Source organism: Micromonospora polyrhachis (assembly GCF_014203835.1).
In the GTDB taxonomy this organism is placed as follows: Bacteria; Actinomycetota; Actinomycetes; order Mycobacteriales; family Micromonosporaceae; genus Micromonospora_H; species Micromonospora_H polyrhachis.
This window is the reverse complement of record NZ_JACHJW010000001.1, coordinates 867,513-888,509: the sequence shown is the minus strand read 5'-3', so window position 1 is coordinate 888,509 and position 20,997 is coordinate 867,513. Positions and strand designations below refer to the sequence as shown.

The 20,997-nt window shown below is 68.9% G+C and carries 23 protein-coding genes and 2 pseudogenes; 13 read left to right on the top strand and 12 right to left on the bottom strand.

From position 1 onward, the window contains the following. Positions 1–5: 5 nt before the first annotated feature. Positions 6–989, bottom strand: coding sequence for a UbiA family prenyltransferase (locus FHR38_RS03525; protein ID WP_184532706.1), 984 nt, complete (start codon positions 987–989; stop codon positions 6–8). A gap of 2 nt (positions 990–991) precedes the next feature. Further along, positions 992–2,014: a polyprenyl synthetase family protein gene (locus FHR38_RS03520; RefSeq protein WP_184532704.1), complete on the bottom strand. Its 1,023-nt coding sequence runs from the start codon at positions 2,012–2,014 to the stop codon at positions 992–994. Between the two features lie 248 nt (positions 2,015–2,262). On the opposite strand from FHR38_RS03520, the pseudogene FHR38_RS33710 reads away from it, so the two are divergent. The 3 genes and pseudogenes from FHR38_RS33710 to FHR38_RS33700 form a co-directional block, all read left to right on the top strand. Next, positions 2,263–3,651 (top strand): annotated as a pseudogene (locus FHR38_RS33710) (condensation domain-containing protein); the annotation flags it as partial. An 18-nt stretch (positions 3,652–3,669) separates the two neighbouring features. Continuing rightward, positions 3,670–5,100: pseudogene (locus FHR38_RS33705) on the top strand (amino acid adenylation domain-containing protein); the annotation flags it as partial. Continuing rightward, positions 5,077–6,534, top strand: coding sequence for a thioesterase domain-containing protein (locus tag FHR38_RS33700; protein ID WP_446685683.1), 1,458 nt, complete (start codon positions 5,077–5,079; stop codon positions 6,532–6,534). The pseudogene FHR38_RS33705 and the gene FHR38_RS33700, both read left to right, overlap by 24 nt. Positions 6,535–6,588: 54 nt before the next feature. Here FHR38_RS33700 and FHR38_RS03510 read toward each other — a convergent pair whose 3' ends face one another. Together FHR38_RS03510 and FHR38_RS03505 are read right to left on the bottom strand one after the other, a co-directional pair. After that, positions 6,589–7,197 (bottom strand): class I SAM-dependent methyltransferase, encoded by a 609-nt coding sequence (locus FHR38_RS03510; RefSeq protein WP_184532701.1) that lies wholly within the window; start codon positions 7,195–7,197, stop codon positions 6,589–6,591. Positions 7,198–7,334: 137 nt separating this feature from the next. Further along, positions 7,335–8,036 carry a hypothetical protein gene (locus FHR38_RS03505; RefSeq protein ID WP_184532700.1) on the bottom strand — a complete coding sequence of 234 codons (702 nt, stop codon included), beginning with the start codon at positions 8,034–8,036 and terminating at the stop codon, positions 7,335–7,337. Positions 8,037–8,155: 119 nt separating this feature from the next. Between FHR38_RS03505 and FHR38_RS03500 the strand changes: the two genes are divergently transcribed. Beyond that, a complete protein-coding gene (locus tag FHR38_RS03500; RefSeq protein ID WP_184532699.1) occupies positions 8,156–9,022 on the top strand; it encodes an alpha/beta fold hydrolase in 867 nt (288 codons plus the stop codon). Positions 9,023–9,116: 94 nt separating this feature from the next. Here the strand turns inward: FHR38_RS03500 and soxR are convergent, their stop codons facing one another. Next, complete coding sequence (gene soxR, locus FHR38_RS03495) at positions 9,117–9,485, bottom strand: redox-sensitive transcriptional activator SoxR (RefSeq protein ID WP_184532698.1); 369 nt, start codon at positions 9,483–9,485, stop codon at positions 9,117–9,119. Between the two features lie 91 nt (positions 9,486–9,576). Between soxR and FHR38_RS03490 the strand changes: the two genes are divergently transcribed. Next, complete coding sequence (locus FHR38_RS03490; protein WP_184532697.1) at positions 9,577–10,416, top strand: SDR family oxidoreductase; 840 nt, start codon at positions 9,577–9,579, stop codon at positions 10,414–10,416. A 136-nt stretch (positions 10,417–10,552) separates the two neighbouring features. Here the strand turns inward: FHR38_RS03490 and FHR38_RS03485 are convergent, their stop codons facing one another. Continuing rightward, a complete protein-coding gene (locus FHR38_RS03485) occupies positions 10,553–10,906 on the bottom strand; it encodes a VOC family protein (RefSeq protein WP_184532695.1) in 354 nt (117 codons plus the stop codon). A 324-nt stretch (positions 10,907–11,230) separates the two neighbouring features. Between FHR38_RS03485 and FHR38_RS03480 the strand changes: the two genes are divergently transcribed. Beyond that, a complete protein-coding gene (locus tag FHR38_RS03480; RefSeq protein ID WP_221449349.1) occupies positions 11,231–11,635 on the top strand; it encodes an ankyrin repeat domain-containing protein in 405 nt (134 codons plus the stop codon). Here FHR38_RS03480 and FHR38_RS31885 read toward each other — a convergent pair. Together FHR38_RS31885 and FHR38_RS03470 are read right to left on the bottom strand one after the other, a co-directional pair. Then, a complete protein-coding gene (locus FHR38_RS31885) occupies positions 11,632–12,423 on the bottom strand; it encodes a hypothetical protein (RefSeq protein ID WP_246446279.1) in 792 nt (263 codons plus the stop codon). The genes FHR38_RS03480 and FHR38_RS31885 overlap by 4 nt on opposite strands. 92 nt (positions 12,424–12,515) lie before the next feature. Continuing rightward, a complete protein-coding gene (locus FHR38_RS03470; protein ID WP_246446276.1) occupies positions 12,516–13,454 on the bottom strand; it encodes a threonine ammonia-lyase in 939 nt (312 codons plus the stop codon). A 160-nt stretch (positions 13,455–13,614) separates the two neighbouring features. Between FHR38_RS03470 and FHR38_RS03465 the strand changes: the two genes are divergently transcribed. After that, positions 13,615–14,091 (top strand): barstar family protein, encoded by a 477-nt coding sequence (locus FHR38_RS03465; RefSeq protein ID WP_312881783.1) that lies wholly within the window; start codon positions 13,615–13,617, stop codon positions 14,089–14,091. A 96-nt stretch (positions 14,092–14,187) separates the two neighbouring features. On the opposite strand, the gene FHR38_RS03460 is transcribed toward FHR38_RS03465, so the two are convergent. Further along, positions 14,188–14,448 carry a hypothetical protein gene (locus FHR38_RS03460; RefSeq protein ID WP_184540505.1) on the bottom strand — a complete coding sequence of 87 codons (261 nt, stop codon included), beginning with the start codon at positions 14,446–14,448 and terminating at the stop codon, positions 14,188–14,190. On the opposite strand from FHR38_RS03460, the gene FHR38_RS03455 reads away from it, so the two are divergent. Continuing rightward, complete coding sequence (locus FHR38_RS03455) at positions 14,435–15,229, top strand: endonuclease/exonuclease/phosphatase family protein (protein WP_184532691.1); 795 nt, start codon at positions 14,435–14,437, stop codon at positions 15,227–15,229. The genes FHR38_RS03460 and FHR38_RS03455 overlap by 14 nt on opposite strands. Positions 15,230–15,452: 223 nt before the next feature. Here FHR38_RS03455 and FHR38_RS03450 read toward each other — a convergent pair whose 3' ends face one another. Further along, entirely contained in the window at positions 15,453–15,848 is a 396-nt protein-coding gene (locus tag FHR38_RS03450) for a cupin domain-containing protein (protein WP_184532690.1), read from the bottom strand. A gap of 36 nt (positions 15,849–15,884) precedes the next feature. Between FHR38_RS03450 and FHR38_RS03445 the strand changes: the two genes are divergently transcribed. From FHR38_RS03445 to FHR38_RS03425, 5 genes are all read left to right on the top strand, one after another. After that, entirely contained in the window at positions 15,885–16,901 is a 1,017-nt protein-coding gene (locus FHR38_RS03445; RefSeq protein WP_312881781.1) for a GlxA family transcriptional regulator, read from the top strand. Positions 16,902–17,007: 106 nt separating this feature from the next. Continuing rightward, complete coding sequence (locus tag FHR38_RS03440) at positions 17,008–17,442, top strand: DUF2975 domain-containing protein (protein ID WP_312881780.1); 435 nt, start codon at positions 17,008–17,010, stop codon at positions 17,440–17,442. After that, positions 17,442–17,648, top strand: coding sequence for a helix-turn-helix domain-containing protein (locus tag FHR38_RS03435; protein WP_184532688.1), 207 nt, complete (start codon positions 17,442–17,444; stop codon positions 17,646–17,648). Before FHR38_RS03440 ends, FHR38_RS03435 begins: the two co-directional genes overlap by 1 nt. Positions 17,649–17,694: 46 nt before the next feature. Continuing rightward, a complete protein-coding gene (locus FHR38_RS03430; protein WP_184532686.1) occupies positions 17,695–17,850 on the top strand; it encodes a hypothetical protein in 156 nt (51 codons plus the stop codon). A gap of 106 nt (positions 17,851–17,956) precedes the next feature. After that, a complete protein-coding gene (locus tag FHR38_RS03425) occupies positions 17,957–18,184 on the top strand; it encodes a DUF4231 domain-containing protein (RefSeq protein ID WP_184532684.1) in 228 nt (75 codons plus the stop codon). A 63-nt stretch (positions 18,185–18,247) separates the two neighbouring features. Here FHR38_RS03425 and FHR38_RS33085 read toward each other — a convergent pair whose 3' ends face one another. Next, the gene (locus tag FHR38_RS33085; RefSeq protein ID WP_184532683.1) at positions 18,248–19,492 is read right to left on the bottom strand and encodes a glycosyltransferase; all 1,245 of its coding nucleotides are present in this window, start codon (positions 19,490–19,492) and stop codon (positions 18,248–18,250) included. Continuing rightward, the gene (locus FHR38_RS33080) at positions 19,477–20,943 is read right to left on the bottom strand and encodes a methyltransferase (protein WP_312881778.1); all 1,467 of its coding nucleotides are present in this window, start codon (positions 20,941–20,943) and stop codon (positions 19,477–19,479) included. Before FHR38_RS33080 ends, FHR38_RS33085 begins: the two co-directional genes overlap by 16 nt. Positions 20,944–20,997: the final 54 nt, after the last annotated feature.

The following is a 20,997-nucleotide window of genomic DNA, read 5'->3' as shown; positions in this document are numbered from 1 at the left end:
CCCTTTCAGCCGAGGTGGGACAGGGACGGACCGAACTCGTGACCGGACCGCAGGCGCGCCTGCGTCCACCCGGTGACGACGAGCGCCGGAACCGCCAGCACTCCGGCGGTGGTCAACCCGAGGCCCAGCCCGACCACCGCGGCGGCCAGGCAGACCCGTTCCAGGACGAGGAGTTCGTGCCCACGTAGGGCGACGTTGGCGGAGAGCCGGGTCCGGTGTGCCAGCAGGGATCGGAAGGCCGCCGCGCCGAGGAGCGCCGCCGGTGTCAGCGAGACGAGGTACACCAGCGGCACCGTCCGGTGGCCACCGACCCAGCCGCCCACCGTGGCCGAGGCGAGCGCCAGCCCGTACAGTGCGAGCGCGGTGGCGATGGCGATCCGGTCGCCGTGCCGTACCGGCATCGTCGTGTAGCCGCCGGCCCGGTCACCGGGCACGTCGCGCAGGGTGCCGACCAGGTTGGACGAGGTGTCGTGCGCCCAGAACGCCAGCACGAAGGAAAGTAGCGTCCACTGTGCGGGGGAATCGACCAGGGCTGCCCCGTACAGCAGGGTGAGTGCGCCCAGCGCGCCCCGGGCGGCGTTGCCGGCCAGCCCACGGGCCTTCAGCGCCCGACCGTAGGCGACGATCGCGACAGTGGCGAGGGCGGCGACGGTGAGGGTGGGCCAGCCACCGGCGACGGCCAGCGTGCCGACCCCGACCAGGCAGCCGATTCCGCAGCCCAGGGCGGCGGCCGGGCGGAGCGCTCCGGAGGGGATCGGTCGGTGCGGTTTGCTGGCGGCGTCCAGGTCCCGGTCGAAGTAGTCACTGAGGTAGTGGCCGCCGATCCAGCCGAGGGTGGGCGTGGCCCAGGCGGCGACGAGCCGCCACCAGGCGGGGTGACCGCCGGCGAGACCGGCTCCGGCCAGGCCGACCAGTCCGATGTACCACAGTGTGTAGGGCCGCCAGGTCCGTACGTGCGCGCGCAGGGCGCCCGCACGGTGGCTGGCCATGGTCAGCGGCTCTGCGCGGTGGCCCACCGCGCGATCGCGGTGAGCACGTCGCGGCTGGCCGAGTCCGGCAGCGTATGCAGCTGGTCACGCGCCTGCCGGGCGTGGTCACCGGCCTGTTCCCGGGCGCGTTCGAGGGCGCGGGTGGCGCGCAGGATGTCGTGAACTCGCCGGTGCGTGGCGGGATCGGTCGAGTGGCGGTGCAGCGCGGAGGTCAGCTCGGCCCGGGTGGCCGGTGGGCTCGTCTCGTAGGCCAGCAGCACCGGCAGGGTGGGTCGACCGTTGGCCAGGTCGCTGGTGGTCGGCTTGCCGATCGTGGCGGTCGAGGCCTCGTAGGCCAGCAGGTCGTCGCGGATCTGGAAGGCGATCCCGAGTTGCTCGCCGTAGTTGGCCAGCTGCCCGGCCCGGGTCGCGTCGGCACCACCGAGGAGCGCCCCGACCTGGCAGACCGCCCGGAACAACGCGCCGGTCTTGAGCCGGGCCACTTCCAGGTAGGCAGCCACCCCCGAATCGGGGTCGTCGACGAGTTGGGATTCGAGGAGCTGGCCCCGGCACAGGTCGGCTCCGGCGGTGGCCAGCGCATCGGTGGCGGCGACCACCCGGTCGGCCGGCACTCCGGCCGCGTGGCATTCGGTGAGCGAGGCGAAGGCGGTGAAGATGAGCTGGTCGCCGGCGACAATGGCGGCCGGTGTGCCGAAGGCGACCGGTACGGCGGGGCGGCCTCGGCGCAGTTCGTCGGCGTCGATGATGTCGTCGTGCACCAGCGTCGCGACGTGTATGTACTCCATGCTGAGCGCCGCCGGTAGGACGGAATCGGGGTGACCACCGACGGCCTCGGCGGATTCCAGTGTCATTATCGGCCGGAGCAGCTTTCCGGCGGGCAGCAGTGCATAGCGAACAATTGTCGCCAGATGGTCCGGATCGGCTGGCCAGCGCCGGCCCAGTTCGTTGTGCAGGAGTCGACCGGAACGGCTTTGCGGCAGGTCTTTCATGAAGTCCCGGGGATCCGTTCCGGCAACCACGGTCATATGTTACGACCCTTGTTCGAAGAATTGTAAATAGGTTGATCAGATTTTCGAATGTTTGCATGCTACCAGTGTGATCAGTCGGGGTAAAGATGCCATTTGGATGCGTTGATGTGTTGCTATTCGGTCCGGTCGCCCCCATTGTGGACCGGTTGGGGCATCTGGTGTGCAGTGGCGTCGAGTCCTGTCGAACTGCATCAGGCTGACGAAAAGCCGCCAGGTGCATCGCTGCTGCTCAATTTGGACAAAGCATGGCACGTCTCGCGAAAGAGGGTGAGATGTGGGGCGGTGGCGGGGTTGACGTGGATGATCCGACTGGCCAATATCCGGTGATACCGTTCGGGCATTCGGAAAACGGGGTGTCCGTGAATGAGAGGTGGGACATCGTGTCTGACTCTCGGCTGCCCCTGTCGACGGCCCAGTCCAGTATCTGGTTCGGTCAACTCCTGGACCCGGCGACCCCGGCCTTCAATATCGGCGGATTTACCGAAATCCGTGGCCCTGTCGATCTGCCGCTGCTGCGGACTGCGGCGCGCCGGGCGATTCTGGAGGCAGAGGCCAGTCGCTTGCGTTTCGGGGTCGCGGATGGTGAACCCTGGCAGTCGATAGCCGACTCGATTGAATTCGACGTCGGCATTGTCGACATGGGTGGAGAGGGTGATCCGGAGTCGGCCGCGCGGCGCTGGATGGCTGCCGATCTCGGCCAACCGGTCGATCTCGTCGTCGGGCCGCTGCTCAACGTTGCGCTGATTCAGGTCGATCCGCAGGTGCACCTCTACTATCTGCGGTTCCATCATTCGATCATGGACGCGTACGCCTTCTCGCTCTTCACCGCGCGCACCGCCGAGATATACGCCGCCGCGCTCGCCGGGACCGACTCTCCGCCGACCGTCCTCGGCTCGTTGCCCGAGGTCTGGGCCGAGGAGGCGGCCTACCGCGCCTCGGCACGCTTCGTCGCCGACCGCGAGTTCTGGCTGGCCCGGTTCGCCGACCGGCCACAGCCGGTGAGCCTGACGGACCGGCCGGCCCCAGCATCGCATCGGGTGCTGCGCCGCCGGGTGGACCTGTCCCCGGCGGCCGTCGCCCGGCTGCGCGCCAGCGTGGCCCGGGGTACCTGGTCCACCGTCGTGGTGGCCGCGGTGGCGGTCTACCTGCACCGCCTGACCTCGGCCCGGGACGTGGTCCTCGGCTTCCCGGTCACCGGACGGTGGGGGCGACTGGCCAAACGCACTCCCGGCATGATGATGACCGTCCTACCGTTACGCCTGTCGGTACGACCCGAACTCACCTTCGAAGAGGTCACCGAAGAGGCTTCGAGGGCGCTACGCCAACTACTGCGACACCAGCGGTACCGGCTGGAGGACCTGCGCGTCGATCTCCACACCCTCGGCGACGGACATCGCCTGTACGGGCCATCGGTGAACCTCATGCCGTTCGACTACCAACAGCCGATGGCCGGGCTGTCCACCGTGGCCCACGTCCTCGAATCCGGGCCGGCGGACGACCTTTCGATCGACGTGTACGGCGACCTGGCGAGCGGACAGGTACGCATCGACTTCACCGCCAATCCGGCGAGCTACCACCTGGCCGAGATAACCGCGCACCAGGATCGGTTCATCCGGCTGCTGGAGACGCTCTGTACTCGGCCAGACATCCCGGTGGGTACGGCCGAACTGCTCGATCAGGCCGAGCGGCGCACGGTGCTGTTCGACTGGAACGAAACGACCCATCCGGTGCGGCGGACGGTGCTGACCGAACTTATCGAGGCGCAGGTAGCGCGCACCCCGGATGCGATCGCCCTGGTCGCCGAGGAGAGCGGGCCGACCCGCGCCGAGCCGTTCTGTGCCGAGCCGATCCGCGCCAGGCTGTCCTATACCGAGCTGAACGAGCGGGCCAACCGGCTGGCGCGGGAACTGATCGACCAAGGCGCTGGCCCGGGGGCGGTGGTGGCGGTCGCGCTGCCCCGGTCGGTCGACTTGGTGGTCACCCTGCTCGCGGTGCTCAAGGCCGGTGCCGCGTACCTGCCCCTGGACTCGGCGTACCCGCTGGACCGGATCGCCTTCCTGCTCGACGATGCCCGACCGGCACTGGTCGTGGCCGACCGCCGGAGCATGGTGGACCTGCCGGGGACCGGCCCCCGACCGCTGCTACTGGATCAGCCAGCCGTGCGGGCGGCGGTGGCCCGCCACCCGGCCAACAATCCGGCCGACGCGCGACGCCGCAACCCGCTGCACCCGGACCACCCGATCTACGTGCTCTACACGTCCGGCTCCACCGGCCGACCCAAGGGGGTGGTGGTGGGCCATCAGGCGGTGGTCAACCACCTGCTCTGGCTCCAGGACCGGTTCCGGCTCACTGCCACAGACCGGGTGCTGGTCAAGACCCCGGCGAGCTTCGACGTCTCGGTGTGGGAGTTCTTCTGGCCACTGCTGGTGGGCGCGACCGCCGTACTGGCCCGACCGGATGGGCATCATGATCCGCACTACCTCGCCGAACTGATCCAGCGACAGGAGATCACCACCGCCGGCTTCGTACCGTCGATGCTGCGTGAGTTTCTGGCCGAGCCGGGCGCCGCGCACTGTCCCAGCCTGCGCCGTACGCTCTGCGTGGGCGAGCCGCTCACCGCTGACCTGGCCGCCCGCTATGTCGAGGTCGTCGGTCCTGGCCTGCACAACATGTACGGCCCGACCGAGGCGACGGTGGCAGTGACCGCCTGGGCGGCCGACGGTGCAGCTTCCTTGGCAGCCGACGGTGTGCCTGCCGGAACAGATGGCGATGCGCCTGCCGGGACAGGAGGCGGTGTGCCGGTCGGTCGGCCGGGCTGGAACACCCGGGCCTACCTGCTGGACCCGATGTTGCAGCCGGTCCCGGTGGGGGCGGTCGGCGAGTTGCACCTCGCGGGTGCACAGCTCGCCCACGGATACCTCCGCCGGCCCGACCTGACCGCCGAGCGGTTCGTGCCCGATCCGTTCGGTCCACCAGGCGAGCGGATGTACCGTACCGGCGACCGGATGCGGCAGCTGCCCGATGGTGAACTGGTGTTCGTCGGGCGTACCGACGACCAGGTGAAGATCCGGGGCAACCGCATCGAGTTGGGTGAGATCGAGTCGGTGCTGGCTCGGCACCCGGACATCGCCCAGGCCGTCGTGGTCGTCCGCGCGGATTCCAACGGCGAGTCGCGGCTCGTCGGCTATCTCACGGCCGCACCCGGCCGGTCCGCACCCGACCCGAACGCACTGCGCGGTTACCTGGCCGCCCACCTGCCCCCACCCATGGTGCCGGCGGTGCTGCTGATGCTGCCCGTACTGCCGTCAACCCCGAACGGCAAGGTCGACCGGGCTGCCCTGCCGGCTGCCGCGCTGACCACCACGGTCACCGGTCGGGCACCCCGTACCCGCCACGAGGTAGTGCTCTGCGGGCTCTTCGCCGAGGCACTGGAACTGCCCCTGGTAGGCGTGGACGACAGCTTCTTCGAGCTGGGCGGCCACTCGCTGCAGGCGGCGCGCCTGGCCAGCCGGATCCGTACCGTGTTCGGGGTCGAGCTGGATTTGCGGACCGTCTTCGAACAGCCCACCGTCGCCGGTCTCGCCACCCATCTGGCCGACGCCCCTATCGCCCCGGCCGGGGTGGGGAGGCGGGAGTCCGGTGCCACCGGCGGCGGGGGAGTGGACAGCCCGGGGGCGCTGGCCAAGGTGCTGCCACTGCGCGCCAGCGGTGCTGGCGTCCCACTCTTCTGCCTACCGCCGGTCACCGGCCTGAGCTGGTGCTACTCCGTGCTGCTGCGGCACATCGACGCCGACCATCCGGTCTACGGACTACAGTCGCCCGGCCTGGCGCGACCGGAGCCGCCAGCGGCCACTGTCGAGGAGATGGCCGCCGGATATGCCGACGAGATTCGTGCCGTGTACCCGGACGGGCCGTACCACCTGCTCGGCTGGTCGTTGGGGGGCGTCATCGCCTACGCCACCGCCACCGAACTGGCCCGCCGGGGCGCGGAGGTCGGGCTGCTCGCCCTGCTCGACGCGTACCCGAGCGATCCCGAACTGCACAGCGAGGAGCATCGTCGGGTGCTGCTCGACGTGGTGCTCTCCGACTTCGGATACGACCCGAGCCTGCTCGACGGCGAGTCGCTCGACGACGAGCGGGTGGTGCAGATCATCCGTCGAGCGGGCGGGGCACTGACCGACTGGAGTGCGGAGCGCATCGCCGCCCTACTGAAGGTCACTGGCAAGAACCTCGCCGCTGGGCGGCGGTACCGACCCGAGGCGTTCGACGGGGACCTGCTCTTCTTCGCGGCCACGGTGAGCCAACCGATCAATCTGCAGACCGTGGACACCTGGCGGCCGTTCGTCCGGGGAGACATCGAGAACCACGAGATCGCCTGCCGGCACGAGCACATGATGCGGCCGGAGGTCGCTGCCCAGGTCGGACCAGCTCTGGCGAGCCGCCGCCGGGATCGGCTGCCGGTCGACCGGCGAGGGCACCCGGCCCTTCTTGCTCGGGTGGCGTCGCCCCGTCGATGACTGACCGGCTGGCCACGTCGCGACCGAGGAGCTAGGCCGGCACGCCGGCTCAGCTCACCGCTCGGCTGCGACTGCCGCGATGGCGGCGTGTGGCCGATGAGTGCCGTCACCGGGCCGCTGTAGGCGCTCGACTTCCGTGAAGCCGGCTCGCGCCAGTCGCTCGGAGAACTCGTCGACGGGCCAGCGATAGGCGGTGACGACCTTGTGGTCGAAGGCCTCGGCTTCGTCGCCTACGAAGATGGCAACCACCAACGTTCCGGCCGGTGCCATGGCTCGCCGGAACTCGGCGAGCACGCCGTCCAGATCCGGCGGCGGCAGATGGATCAACGAGCCCCAGGCCAGGATGCCGGCGATGGAGTGGTCGGCAACGGCGAGATCTTCCATTGATCCGAGTTGGTAGCTACCGCTCGGGTGGGCCGCCTGCGCATGGGCGATGAACTCGGGGACCATGTCGATTCCCGTTGCGTCGACGCCCAGTGAGCGGAGGTAGTCGGTGATATGGCCAGGCCCACACCCCAGGTCGAGCACCGTGCCAGGTCGGCCCGCCAGATGTCGCCCGATGAAGGCGAGGTCGTCAGCGTGTACCTGCTGACTTGTGCCGAACAGCTCGATGTAGAGCTCCGAGACGGACGTGTACGCCTGCCGGACCTGATCCAGGTTCACCGCGCGACTATACGGGCCCTGGGGCTGCAGAGCAGACCGGACCAGCCAAGGTTGTTCTCTCCGATCGACGATGGCGGAGGTTGCCCGCGTTGAGCTGGGCTCGTCAGCTATGTCTGAACGGCTGGGGTGGGCTTTGTTCAGATTTGGTGGGCGGATTCGGTGGAGCTTGGCTCGTGATGCGGCTGCGGCTGCGGCTTCAGGTACGGGGCGAAGTGCTCGGCCACGAGGTCGCAGATCTGATCGGCGGTGCGGGAGCCGTCCACCTCGATCACCCGGACGCCGTGTGCGCGGGCGGCGTGGACCGCGTCCTCGGCCACGAGGCGGTCGCGGGCGATCCGGTTGCGTTGTGCCCGGCCGGGATCACTGACCGACTGCCCGAAGGTGGCCGCCCTGGCCACGGTCCGCAGTTGATGCTGCCGGAACGCCTCGCTGGGCACCATGACCACCATCTGCCGGGGTGAGTCGACCAACGGGGTAACCAGTTCGGGCCGAAGCCCCCAGCCTTCGGTGATGACGGGTCGGCCGGACACCAGCGCCCGCAGATCGTCGAGGACCCATTCGAAGCGGATCGGGAAGCCGGCCAGGGTCTCGGCGGCCATCTGCTCCGGTGTCGTGTGCACCCAGACTGTCTCTGGATCGGGCGACGTGACCGGCTCGCCGAGCCGGACCCGACGCGCCACGCGCCGGTCGTCGTGGCCGCGGGCGTCGTGGTAGTCGTAGTGGTACGCGGTTACTCCGTGACGAGTCGCGAGGAGTTGGGCAACGGTCGACTTACCCGCCCACTGACCGCCTCCGATCCACAGTGCGCGTCGCAGTGTGCCGAACGGATCCCAAACCATGACCGTGAGTCTGTGATCGCACCGCGTGAAGATCAAGTCTTGTTTTCGCCCATTCGGCCTGGTTATCTGAGGGTAGAGGCCGGACTGGTGCCGGGTGGACGGTCCGGGATAGTGGTCCGGTGGCTTCGATCTACCGCAGTGCCCACGGGCAGCGCCGGGTTCAAGGTTGGTGCTTCGATCAGCTTGACCGCTGGTCGGTACCGCACCGGCGGTTCTCGGTACCGACCAGCCGGGGCGATACGCATGTGGTGTCCGTTGACGGGGATGCGCCGTCCGTGGTGGTGCTGGCGGGCACGAACTTCAACGCGGCGACGTGCCTGCCGCTGGCGCAGGCGTTGGCGCAGCGATGGTCGGTCTGGGTCCTCGACGTACCCGGCCAACCTGGCCTCAGCGCGGCCGAGCGCCCGGACCGGGGAGGGCTCGCGTGGTACGGCCGATGGCTTGGCGAGTTTCTCGACCAGACGGCGACCGGACCGGTGGTGCTCGTTGGTCATTCCCTCGGCGGCGGCATCGCCCTGGCCTGTGATTCGCCGCGGGTGGCGGGCCGGGTCCTCGTCGCGCCGGCTGGTGTCGTCGGGTTGCGCGTCACGGCCAGGGTGTTGTCTGCGACGCTGCCATGGCTGGCCCGGCCGACCGACCGTCGCAGTGCCCGTCTGCTGCGGGTGATGCACGGACCGGGGCACCAGCCGTCGCCCGTCCTGGCGGAGTGGATGACCCTGGTGGCCCGCGAGTGCCGGTCCAGCCTCGCGCCCTCCCCACTGCCGGCCGCCACACTACGGTCGGCGGTGGGGACCCCGATGGCGGTCGCGACGGGTGAGCACGATGTCTTCCTCCCACCGTCACGGCTACGGCAGGCGGTGTCCCGGTCCCTTGCCGTCGACCTGGAGGTGCTGGCAGGCGCGGGGCACCTGGCACCGGACGAGTACCCCAAGCAGGTGGTGAGCCTGGTCGAGAGGGTCATCCGGCAGGACAACGACAGAGGTTGAACCGGCAGGGCTCGGGGCGAGCCCCCGAAGACCTTCGCGCTCAGCGTGCATTGCTCGGCGGCAGCGCCCCGAAGCTGTGCGGGCCGGACTCAGGTCAGGGGGCGGGAGCGAGTTCGTGCAGCACCTGGCTGAGCTGATCGATGCGAGATTGGGCCTCGGTGCGCAACCGCTCGGCGAGCGTGTCCCAGTCCTGCCGGGTCGGCGCATGTCCGGGCGGCAGCGCGGCGAGTGCCCGGCCCACCTCGGCCAAGGTGAGGCCGACCCGCTGGCATGCCTCGATCATCGCCAGACGGCACATGACATCGCTGTGGTAACGGCGCTGGTTACCGGCCGTGCGGTCGCTGCTGATCAGGCCCTGCGCCTCGTAGAACCGGATCGCTGACGCGGCGATTCCGCTGCGATGCGCCACCTGGCCGATGGTCAGGCCGGGCTCATGCCAGTCGAAAGACCTGTCGGGCTGCATGCCCGAGTATGCCCAGCCGAGGTTGACTTCAACAAATGTTGAGGTTCTACGGTCGGCTTCATTGAGTGCACGACATTCTCTGGAGGAGACCATGATCTTGGTAACCGGCGCGACGGGCAACGTCGGGCGGCATGTGGTGGATCGGCTGGTTGTCGCGGGTCACGGCGTACGGGCCATCACCCGTGACCCCAGCGGCGCGAATCTGCCGGACGGTGTGGAGGTGGTGGCCGCTGACCTGGCCGAACCGGAGACCCTGCGCCCGCACCTGGACGGGGTCGAGGCCGTGTTCCTGATCTGGCCGTTCGTTGACCCCACTGCGGCGACGCAGCTCGCTCCGCGTGTCGCCGACGTGCTCGCCAGTGCCGGGTCGCCCCGGGTCGTGTACGTGTCGGCCGCCTCCGCCGAGGCTGACCCGAACTCGTTCTGGGCTGTGGTGGAGCGCGCCATCACCGCTTCCGGACTACCTTGGACGATGCTGCGCCCCACCGGAATTGCCACAAACGTGCTGAGTTGGGCCGCGCCGATCCGCACTGAGGGCGTGGTGCGCTGGCCGTACGGTGCGGCGGCCCGCTCGATGATCCACGAGGACGACATCGCGGCAGTGGCCGTCGAGGCGCTGACCAACGACCGGCACGACAAGCAGACCTACGTGCTCAGCGGCCCGGAAACGGTTACCCAACGTGAGCAAGTGCGCATCGTTGGCGAAGTGATCGGCCGGAACCTGCACTGGCAGGACGTGCCCGCCGAGGCGATTCGCCCGATGCTGGCCGTGGCGATGGGCAGCCCCGTGTTCGCGGATGCGGCGTTGGCCGCCTGGGCTGCCCTGGTGGAGACGCCGGAGCAGGTGACCGGCGACGTGCCGGCGGTATTGGGGCGCCCCGCGCGTACGTTCGCCCAATGGGCCGCCGACCACGCGGCCGACTTCGTCTAAGCCCGCTCGTCAAGGGGCCAGGGCTCCCCACCCGCGCAAGAGCCTTCCGACGGTCGCTGGCGATCCGGATTTTCGTGCCCCGGACAATGCTGGTCAGTGCCGAGACCGGAAGGGCAACGCACCCCGATGGAGGCCGTCAAGCAACCGGCTGGAGAAACTCCAGCCGGTTGCCATGACAGTCACTGCTGTAGAAGCGCCGCATGCCGGGAAAGTCGTCATCGAACTCGACGTCGTACCCAGCCGTCCGTAGCCGGGTGGCCCAGGATTCGAGGTCGTCGACCAGCAGGCCGGGATGAGCCTTACGTGCCGGGCGGAAGTCCTGCTCTACGCCGAGGTGCAGTTCGATGCCGTGACCGCGAAACCAGCATCCGCCACGGGCTGCCAGCACGGGAGGCTTCGGAATCTCCGCCAACCCCAGCACACCACCGTAGAAGGCGCGCAGGGTGTCTTCGCTGTCTGGTGGGCATGCGAGTTGTACGTGGTGGATCACGTCGAACCTCCCCGTTTATGATCATTATAGTTTGCCCTGGTGGTGACCAGGTCTCCGGTCGCTGAGCGCGGGCCTGCCACTGACCAGGCGCCACCCGATCGACCTGCCGCGCTGAGGTCTTGTGCGGGTCGACGCCGCTGGCGACCTGGCCGGTCGTACGGGCACCGCGCCGGACCACCTCGACGATCTCCGCCTTGAGAACTTCGCGTGAACGCCGGGCGTGGTCGGTGTAGCTTCCTGCCCAGGCCCTTCGGTAGGGGCGGTGAACCCCCTACCCTGCCGAAGGTGAACATCCGACAGCGCAAGAGGCTCACCTCTCGTCTGATGGCCCGGTTGTTAGGTGACGATCTCCCAGCCCTGCGCACAGTCCTGTGTGCCGGGGCGGACCCGAATGCGGCAGACCGTGACGGCACAACACCCCTCTACCTGGCCTCGGTGCAGAACAGGCCCCTGGCCGTGCGGATCCTCCTGGACGCCGGCGCGGACCCGAACGTCGAGAGCGGGCACGGCGAGGAGGGCACGCCCCTGACAGGGGCTGCGGCATGGGGGCATACGGACGTCGTACGCGAGCTTCTCGCACACGGTGCGGACCCGAATCTCCGCGAAGATCACGGCTGCGGCCTGTCGCCGCTCGACTGGGCCATCCGCGGTGGTCACGCGGAAACTGCCGCTCGGATCGTCGCTGCTGGCGCAGCCTCCAACGAGAGAGGGACAGCTAGTGGTGGCTAGCACAAGCTGCTGCGCACGAAGGGTTGCACAGACCAGTGGACAGCGGTGTCGGCAGGCACCGGACCAACGGCGAGGACCCATTCGTCGTCGAGCGTGCCGATGACGAGGTCGCCGATGTCGAACCGCAGTACGAGACCGGTGCAGACCGCGTCGCCGTCATGGCCGAAGATCACGGCACCGTCGACGAGGTGAGCCCCGATGAATCCGGACAGTACGTCCGGAGTCTGGGCCTGGCCGACCCTGGTCTCCCCGTGCTCGTCCATGTCGTAGGAGCGGTATGGATCTTCTTTGGCGAGATAGAGCTGATCGCCGTGGCCGTGTAGACCCACCGGTACGGCGTACTCGAAGAACAGCCAGGCGTTCAGCAGGCTCGCCGAGTCCGGCTCGCGCTGTCCCTCGTACCAGTGCCGGGCCTCCGTCACGGCGTCGAGTCGTCGGCCGCACATGCTCGTCAACCACGAGGCGACCATCCGCGGATCGCTGAAACCCACGTACGGCACCTGGTGTTCGACGTGCAGCGCCTGCCGTACGGCGTGGGCAGCGGCCTCGTAGACGTCTCCCACGCCGGTGTCGACGTCAGTTACGACAACCTCGGTCACGGTCACTCTCGTCGGGCTGAGAGAGTCAGGTAGAGCCCATCGGACGCCCAGTTCGGCTTCCCACCGATGTTCGTCGCTGGCTGTGGCGGCCACCTCCACCTCGTGCTGGCTCGCCGCCGCCACCTCAACGGTGACCTGGGCGAATCGTGCGGAGGCATTCGTCTGTCGCAGTAGCCGGAAGGTGGCCATGCCACAGATGGTTGCAGTGGGGGTCCACCCGTGGCGCGCCCGGTGCCCTCGGTTGCTTCGCTGTGCTGCCGATTAGGGCAGCGGTGTTCCGGTCAGTGGTGGCCACCGGTGTGGGCAGCCGTACCGACCCAGCGCTGATAGGCGTTCATGTCGACGTTACTGCCGCACACGATGGTGACCACGTGTCGGCCGGCGAAGCGGTCACGGTCTTCGAGGATCGCCGCGATGCCGAGCGCGGCTGACGGTTCGACGACGAGGCCAGCGTGGTCGAGGAGCATCCGCATGCCGGTGATGATCGATGCCTCCTGGACCAGGACGGCGTCGTCAGCGACTAGGAGGAGGTCGTCCAGGACAGTCGGGATGGGACACCGGCCGGCGACGCCGTCGGCGATGGTGTTGGTCGAGTCGGTGGTGACGACGCGCCGTTGGTGGAACGAGTGTGTCATCGCCGGCGCGCCCAGTGGCTGGATGCAGATCACCTCGACCTCGGGCGCGATCGTCTTCACCGCATGACCCACACCGGTGGCCAGCGCCCCGCCGCCAAGTGCAATCAGGACGGCGTCGAACGACGGTACGGTATCCACCAGTTCGAGGCCGATGGTCGCCGCGCCCTCGCAGGTCTCGATGTCCAGGCTGTCCTCGACCAGCCGGATGCCGTCATGTCGCGCGATGGCCACCGCCCGCTCGCGAGCCATGTCGAAGTCACCGTCCACCAGCTCCAATCTGGCGTCCAGTGCGCGGATGCGATCAAGCTTGACCGCAGGTGCAAAGCGGGATGCCACGACGGTGACGTCGAGCCCTCGGTGACGACCGGACCAGGCGAGGGCTTGGCCGAGGTTGCCCGCGCTGGCGCACACCACGGCCCGCGAGTCGCTGTTGGCGAGCTGAGTCGCGACTACCTCGGTGCCGCGGGCCTTGAAGCTGCGGACCGGGTTCGCCGTTTCGAGTTTGATGCTTACCGTGCACCCGAGGTCGGGCTCCAGTGCTTCGCAGCGATACAGCGGAGTGTCGAGGAAGATCGGGTCGATCATTTGGCGATTTGTCCAGATGCGAGCAGTGTCAAGGCGCGTCTTCTGCACGGCACAGCAGTGTAGTGCGGCAAACGCTGTCTGAATGCGTGCGTCAAGCTGGCGGCTGGCGAGCGGGATCTCGTGGTGGGCTTTCTCTGGTCGATGTGGCGAGGAGTGCATGGTGAACAACTGGTGGGCCGTCTCCAACGATCAGCTGGCGGTCTGTTCACGTGGTGCCCTGGTCGAGTTGGCGGGGGTGTTGCCGGCGACGGGCAGGTTCGTCGTGGCCCGGCTGGACGGGACGAGAATCCCGGATGCCGACCACGCCTTCTACGAGTTCTCCGATGCGCTGCTCTTTCCCGGCTACTTCGGCTGGACCTGGGCCGCGTTGGACGAATGCCTTCGTGACCTGCGCTGGTTGCCCGCCGACGGGTATCTGATCGTGGTCGAGAACGCGCCGCGGTTGCTGCCGAGCAGTATCGATGATCGGCATATGTTGTTCCACGTCCTGTCGCGGGCTGTTCGCCACTGGGCGTGCCTGCTCGGCCAGCCATGCGGTATGGGAATTCCGTTCAAGGTGCTGCTGCTCTGCGACAGTGACGGGGAGGCGGTGCTGTTGCGGCAGGAAATCGGCGGTGCAGTCCACGGTGTGCGGTGAGGATGCCGATGGGAGGTGCCGATGGGTGGGTCTGTCGACCGCCGGACCGGGCTGCGGAGAGACACGGCTAACGCGTGACCCCGACCTGGACGGTGGTCACAACATTGTGGACGACAGCCAAGATGCTGGCACGTAGACCTTTCCCTCGGTGGGCAGCGGGTGCGCGGCACCGATCAGGGTGGCCACGAGCATGTCGACGTAGGCGTCGGCGTCGATTCGGTCGAGATCGCGTTCGGCCGTCAGGTCGCGTGGGGCATGGTGGTCGATGTGTCCGGGCAATACAGACCACGAGTCCCGCCCCGGCATCGGAGGTGCGCTGATGGTCGACAGCATGGTCCGCGCGATGACCTGGAACATCTGGTGGAGGTTCGGCCCACGCTGGCGTGACCGGCAGCCGGGCATCCGCACCACGCTGGAGCGGTTTCGCCCGGACGTCGTGGCGCTTCAGGAGGTCTGGGCCGGTGACGGGACGACACAGGCACACGAGCTGGCGGCCGTGCTGGGGATGCACGCCGCGTTCGTCTCGCCCTCCTACCCGCCCGTGCCGAGGAATCCGGAGGAAGCCGACTGGGTTGGCATCGATCTTGGGATCGCGGTGCTGAGTCGGTGGCCGATTCTCGATGAGGAGGCAGCGGTGATGCCGGCCCGGCACCGCACCTGGAATCCGGTCGCGCTCAGCGTTCGTGTCGATCACCCGGCCGGGCCGCTGCCCATTGTGGCGGCCTGTCTCGACTACGGCGTTCCTTACACCGATGATCGGATCGCGCAAGGAGCCTTCATCGCCGGCCTTGCCACGGATCCCCGCTTTGACGGCCCCTGTCCGGTGCTGCTCATGGGCGACCTGAACGCGGCAGTCGACTCCCCGGTTCTGCGGCCGGTACGGGACGTGTTGACCGACGCCTGGAGCGCCGGTGGCGGACCGCCCGACGCGATCACCTTGCCGTCCACGCACCCGTCCGCGCCCCTGGCGGCGGGACCGCAGATGGTCGATCAGCGTATCGATCACATCTTCTTTCGCCCCGGACGCGAGGACCAGCAGGTGCTGGTGGAGGGGGTGCAGCTGGCCGGTGAGCCGGTGTCAGGCGTCCATCCATCAGATCATCGGGCCGTGGTCGCAGACCTGCGCTGGCATGGCTAACCACCGTCGTGCCTGGTCCGCCCGATCCGCCAGGGTGCTTCGCCGAGAGCCGGCACGACCTACGCACGCGCCGCCGTCGCAAAGGTCGCCGGGATTATCTGGATCATCAGTCTGCTGCGGAGGAATCGTCTGGAAGTTGTTCGGATCAGCGAGCCCGTGGCCAATATGCTGACGATTCTCGGGCCATGCCAGTGGCGAACGACCTCTGAAGAGGTGGAAGACGTCAGGAGCCGAGCGCGTGCCCTGTCGTCGCGTCGACGTGGCCGGGGATCTCATCGTGGCGGTCGCCGACGGACAGTGTCCCCGTGGGCTCGAACAACAGGATGGCCGCACCGGTGGGGGCGTACGGCTTGTGCTGCGTGCCCTGCGGAACGGTGAAGACCGTACCCTGTGGGAGCCGTACCGTACGCTCCCCGGTTGGCTCGCGTAGGGAGATGAACAACTCCCCGTCGAGCACCAGGAAGAACTCGTCGGTGTCGTCGTGGACGTGCCAGACGTGCTCTCCGGCGACCTTGGCGACGCGTACGTCGTAGTCGTTGACCCGTGTGACGATGCGGGGACTCCACAGTGCCTCGAAGGAGGCGAGGGCCCTACTGAGAGTGATGGGTTCACGGTGCATGTGGCAATCCTGGCCCGTTGCCCCTGGTGTGGGTGAGTGCTAGAAATCGCACGTGCCGCAAGATTCCTCGCAGCCAGTCTCGTCGGCGCGTCTCCACCGGGTCGTGGTGATCGTGGACGAGAACTCGAACCCTTCGAGCTCGGCTGCGCCACCGAGGTCTTCGGGCTGCGTCGACCCGAAATCGGCCGCGATCTGTACGACTTCCGCCTCTGCTCGCCTGAGCCGCGCACGCTGATGCGGGACGGCTTCTTCACCCTGACCGGGGTCGCCGGTCTGGAGGTGGCCGACACGGCGGACACCCTGATCGTCCCTAACCGGCCCGACACCGACGCCCCCCGGCGGCCGGCTGTGCTTGACGCCATCCGGCGGGCACACACCCGCTGTACGAGGTTGGTCGGTTTCTGTAGCGGTGCCTTCACCCTCGCCGAGGCTGGGGTGCTCGATGGACGCCGAGCCACCGCGCACTGGCAGTGGGCGGACTCCTTTCGGATCCGGTTCCCCGCTGTCCGGCTCGAAGAGAATGTGCTGTTCGTGGACGACGGGGAGATCCTCACCGCAGCCGGTAGCGCCGCCGCCCTCGACCTCGGGCTGCACATCGTCCGCCGAGACCATGGCGTACGGATCGCCAACGCGGTCAGTCGACGGTTGGTCTTCGCGGCGCACCGGGATGGTGGGCAGCGGCAGTTCATCGAGCGTCCCGTACCCGACAGCCCCGACGAGTCCCTTGCGCCCACCCTGACCTGGGCCCAGGAACGACTCGACGCGCCGCTGGTGGTGGCCGATCTGGCGCGGCACGCCGCGGTCAGCCCGGCGACGCTGCACCGCCGCTTCCGGGCGCAGTTGGGCACGACACCGCTGGCCTGGCTCACCCGGGAGCGCCTCAACCTGGCGTGTCGGCTGATCGAGCGTGGTGAGGTGCGCGTCGAGGTGATCGCGCGGGACAGTGGGATCGGTACCGCGGCCAACCTGCGTACGTTGTTACGCCGCGAGACGGGGCTCACCCCGTCGCAATATCGGCACCGGTTCGGTCCCGCTGCGGCCACGATCGGGTGACGCTTCCATGGCGGATGCCTGACCTGTTGACATTCGATAGATAGCGAGCGACAGTCGATGCATGATGGTGGAGCATCGGGCGGTAGCCCCTCTCAGAGTCTTCCTCGTGGTGCTGTTCGGGATCCTGGTCGTGTTCCAGACCCTCTCGCTGCCCGGGCAATTCGCGTACATGGCTGAGCAGTCGCCGGACATGGCCTACCTGAGGTGGCCGATGACGGCGGTGTCGGTGTTCTGGGTGCTCTGCGTCCAAGTGGTCATCGTGGCCACCTGGCGGCTGCTCACGCTGGTCAAGAAGGACCGCATCTTCAGCCCGGCCTCCTTGGCCTGGGTGGATGCGATCGTGTGGGCCATCGCTGCCGCGTGGCTGGTGCTCCTGGGCGTGTTCCTCTACGTCGGCTTCAACGCGGACGACCCCGGACTGCCGCTGCTGCTGTTCCTGATGCTGGTCGGGATCGCCGCGCTGGGACTCCTGATGGTGGTGATGCGGGCGCTGCTGCGGCAGGCCACTACGCTGCGGACCGACATGGAAGCGGTGATCTGATGCCCATCGTCGTCCGCATCGACGTCGAGTTGGCCAAACGCAAGATGAGCGTCGGTGAGTTCGCCGAGCGGGTCGGCCTCACGCCAGCGAACATCGCGGTCCTGAAGAACGGTCGCGCCAAGGCGGTCCGGTTCAGCACCCTGGAAGCCATGTGCCGGGTGCTCGACTGCCAGCCCGGTGACCTGCTCGAATGGGTCGAGGAATGAGCGGCGGATCGGTTGTGGACGCCGTAGGGCCGAAGGAGGAGGCCCCATGAGGTACTTCCTCGTCATCGTCGCCATCGCGATCGGAGCTGCCGGCTTCGTGTACGGAGAGGCCGACGACTCGCCGGGCCTCCAGCTCCTGGGCGTCGCGCTCGTCGTGGGCGCGGTCGCGTGCGGGGTACGGATGGCCCGGCGGAACGGGTGACCGACCGATCAGGAATCGAGAAGCGTCGGCCACCGCGCCGTGGCTAACGTGGCCGTCATGGACGCCCCCAGCCGGGATGGTGTGCTCGCCTTTCGAGGAGGCCCCGATGAAGTCGAACAAGTGGATTCGGCAGATCCACCGCTGGCTGGCCATCGCCTTCACGGTGACCGTCATCGTCACCTTCGTCGCCCTGGCACAGGAGAAGCCCGTCATCTGGCTGTCCTACGTGCCGCTGCTCCCGCTCGCCTTGCTCCTGTTCACCGGTCTGTACCTGTTCGTGTTGCCGTACGTCGACAGGTGGCGTCGCGGGCGGCGTACCGCCCTGGAGAGATGACCCCGGCGAACGCGTCACCCGGTCCACGCGCCAGCGCGCACCGCACGGGCCTACCACACGGGCCTACCGCAGTGGCGAAACCCGTCGAGCCGGCTCGACCGGTCGGGCCAGCACAGCCAGCTCGGCCAGGTCCGCCACGAGCCGCTCGAACCCGGGGTTGGCCAGCAACTGGCGCTGTAGGGCGCGGACCCGCCAGCGGTAGGCGGGCTCGGTGAGCACCTGCCGGCACGCGTCGGCGATGCGGGCCACCGAGAGGTCGTCGATGTCCAGCCGCAGACCGAGGCCCAGCTCCGCGATCCGCCGGGCGTTGGGCGGCTGGTCGGCGACCGCCGGCACCGCCACCATCGGCACCCCGGCGGCCACCGCCTCGCCGGTCGAGTTGAAGCCGGCGTGGGTGAGGAACAGGTCGCACGCCGGTAGGAGCGTGCGCTGCGGGACGAACGGCGTCAGTCGTACGTTCTCCGGCACGGTCCCGATCCGCTCGGTCAGCTCGGCGTACCCGCCGAGGGAGACGACCGCGGTGCACGGCAGCTCGCCCAGGGCGGCCACGACCAGCGGCAGCACGTCCGGGATCCCGGGGAGGGAGAGCACCAGGGAACCGAGGCTGGCCAGCACCAGTGGCCGATCGGCGGGCAGGTCGGCGTACCAGGGATCCATCGGCGCGTCGTCGGTCGGGGTGGGGGGCCGGTAGTAGCGACCGCCAACCGGCCGCAGCGACGGCGGATAGAACGCCTCGGGGATGAGACCGGCGCGCAGGTGTCGGTGCGGATGCCAGGGATCGGCCGTCGAAGGTAGCCCCAGTGCCACCCGCTGCTCGTCGAGTGCGTCCACGACGACCGGCAGGTCCAAGGCAGCGAACGGGGATATGTCCAGGGTGGCGTGTGGAATGTCCAGCCGTTCGGCGGTCAGGTAGCCGCCGTACTCGGCTGGCTCCCGCACGATCACGTCCGGTCTCCACCGCCCGGCCACATCCAGCAGGTCGGCGGCGAAATGGCCGGCGATCGGACCCGCGTACGCCCGGGCGATCTGCCGCCACACCGCCGGGTCGACGCTTCGTCGGCCCGGTGCCATCAGCTGCTGGGGCAGGCCGAACCGCTCCGCCAGGCGTGGATCGCTACGCAGCTCGACCTGGCCCGGCACATTCGGCAGGGGCAGGTGCGCCACCCCGTGCCTGGCCAACTCGTCGGCCATTGAGGCCGCGGTGGCCACCGCCACCTCGTGCCCGGCCGCCCGGGCAACGTGCGCCAGGGGGACCAGCGCCGGTACGAGATGGGAGTAGATCGGCTGGGTGGTCAGGAGGAGACGCACGAGTCGGCCTCCACCGCCGCGTCCACCGCGACGGGTGAGCGGTCGGCCCGGACACATTCGATGAGGGTGAGGCCGTCCCGACCCCGCAGCACCTGCGCGACGGCGAGCCCGGCCCGGCCGGCGATCGACTCGAAGTCGGTCAGCCCGCGCTCCCGCCCACCTACCACGACCAGCATCTGCAGGTCGAACGGGGACAGGTGCGGCATGAAGGGCTCGGTCGGCAGCACCTCGACGATCAGCACCCGGCCCCGATCCCCGGCCGCCTCGGCGCAGCGCCGCAGGATCGTGGTCGCGTCCCGGTCGTTCCAGTCGGTGAGCGCGCGGGACACCACGTAGACGTCCCCACCCGTGGGCAAGGCTCCGAAGAAGTCCCCGGCGACCGTGTCGGCCCGGTCGGCCAGCCCGCTGGCGGCGATCCGCTCCCCGGCGGCCCGCGCCGCGCCCGGCCGGTCGACCAGGGTGCCGCGCAGGTGCGGGTGACTGGACAGCAGCTGGGTCAGCAGGGCACCGCTTCCACCGCCGACGTCGTACACATGGGCGACGTCGCACCAGTCGTACAGCTCGGCCACCTGTGGGGCAGTCAGGTGCTGCTGGCTCATCATGAGTTCGTCGAAGTAGCGCCGGTGGCCCGGGTGGGCGTCCAGCTCGGCCCAGAAGGTACGCCCGTGCACCGTCGCGTAGGCCGGCTCGCCGGTGCGTACCGAGTGCAGCAGGCCCGGGTAGGCCAGGTCCATCCGGGCCCCCAGACCGTCGAGGTCCAGCCAGCCCCGCTGCCCGGCCGCTCCCCGCTCGCAGAGCAGCCGGCCGACCTCGGTCAGGGCGAACACGTCCGGGTTGGCCTCGGTCAGCACCCCGCGGTGAGCCAGGTAGCGCAGCAGTCGGCCGAGCGCGTCCCGGTTCGCCGCACAGGCGGTGGCGAGGTCGACCAGGTCGGTGACGCCCTGTTCGATCAGGTCGGGCACCCGGAGCGTGGCCAGCACCCGTACGGCGAACGGTGTGGCCAGGTCGGTGAGCCGGCCGAGCCGGTCGATCGGGCTGGTCCCGTCGGCGGTGAGTGAGCCGATCTCGTCGTCGGCGGCAGGGCTGGACTCGTCGTCGGTGCTGGCCGATCCGACGAAGGTCCAGTGGTATCCGCCCGGATCGGCGACGGTGAAGGCGGGCCGGCCCGTCGGGTCGACGGCGAGTGTCGCCACCACCTGCGCACCGGCGGCCAACGCCCGCTGGTAGAGCGGCTCCACCCCGTCGAGGGTGAACTGGAAGCGGGCCGGGGTGCCGCCGGCGGCGGGATCGGTCCGGTCGGTCAGGACCAGCGGCAGGCCAGCCAGCTCCACCTCGGCGTACGTCATCAGTCCGGACGTGGCTCGACGGGTGAGTTCCCGAGCGCCGAGGGTGTGTGTCAACCACGCCAACCCGCGCGGGACATCGTCGTAGTAGAGGAAGACTGTGATCACGGCAGCCCCGCTCGTCGACCAGGCGTTTCTACTGTGCTTGGTCTGGCAGGCGAC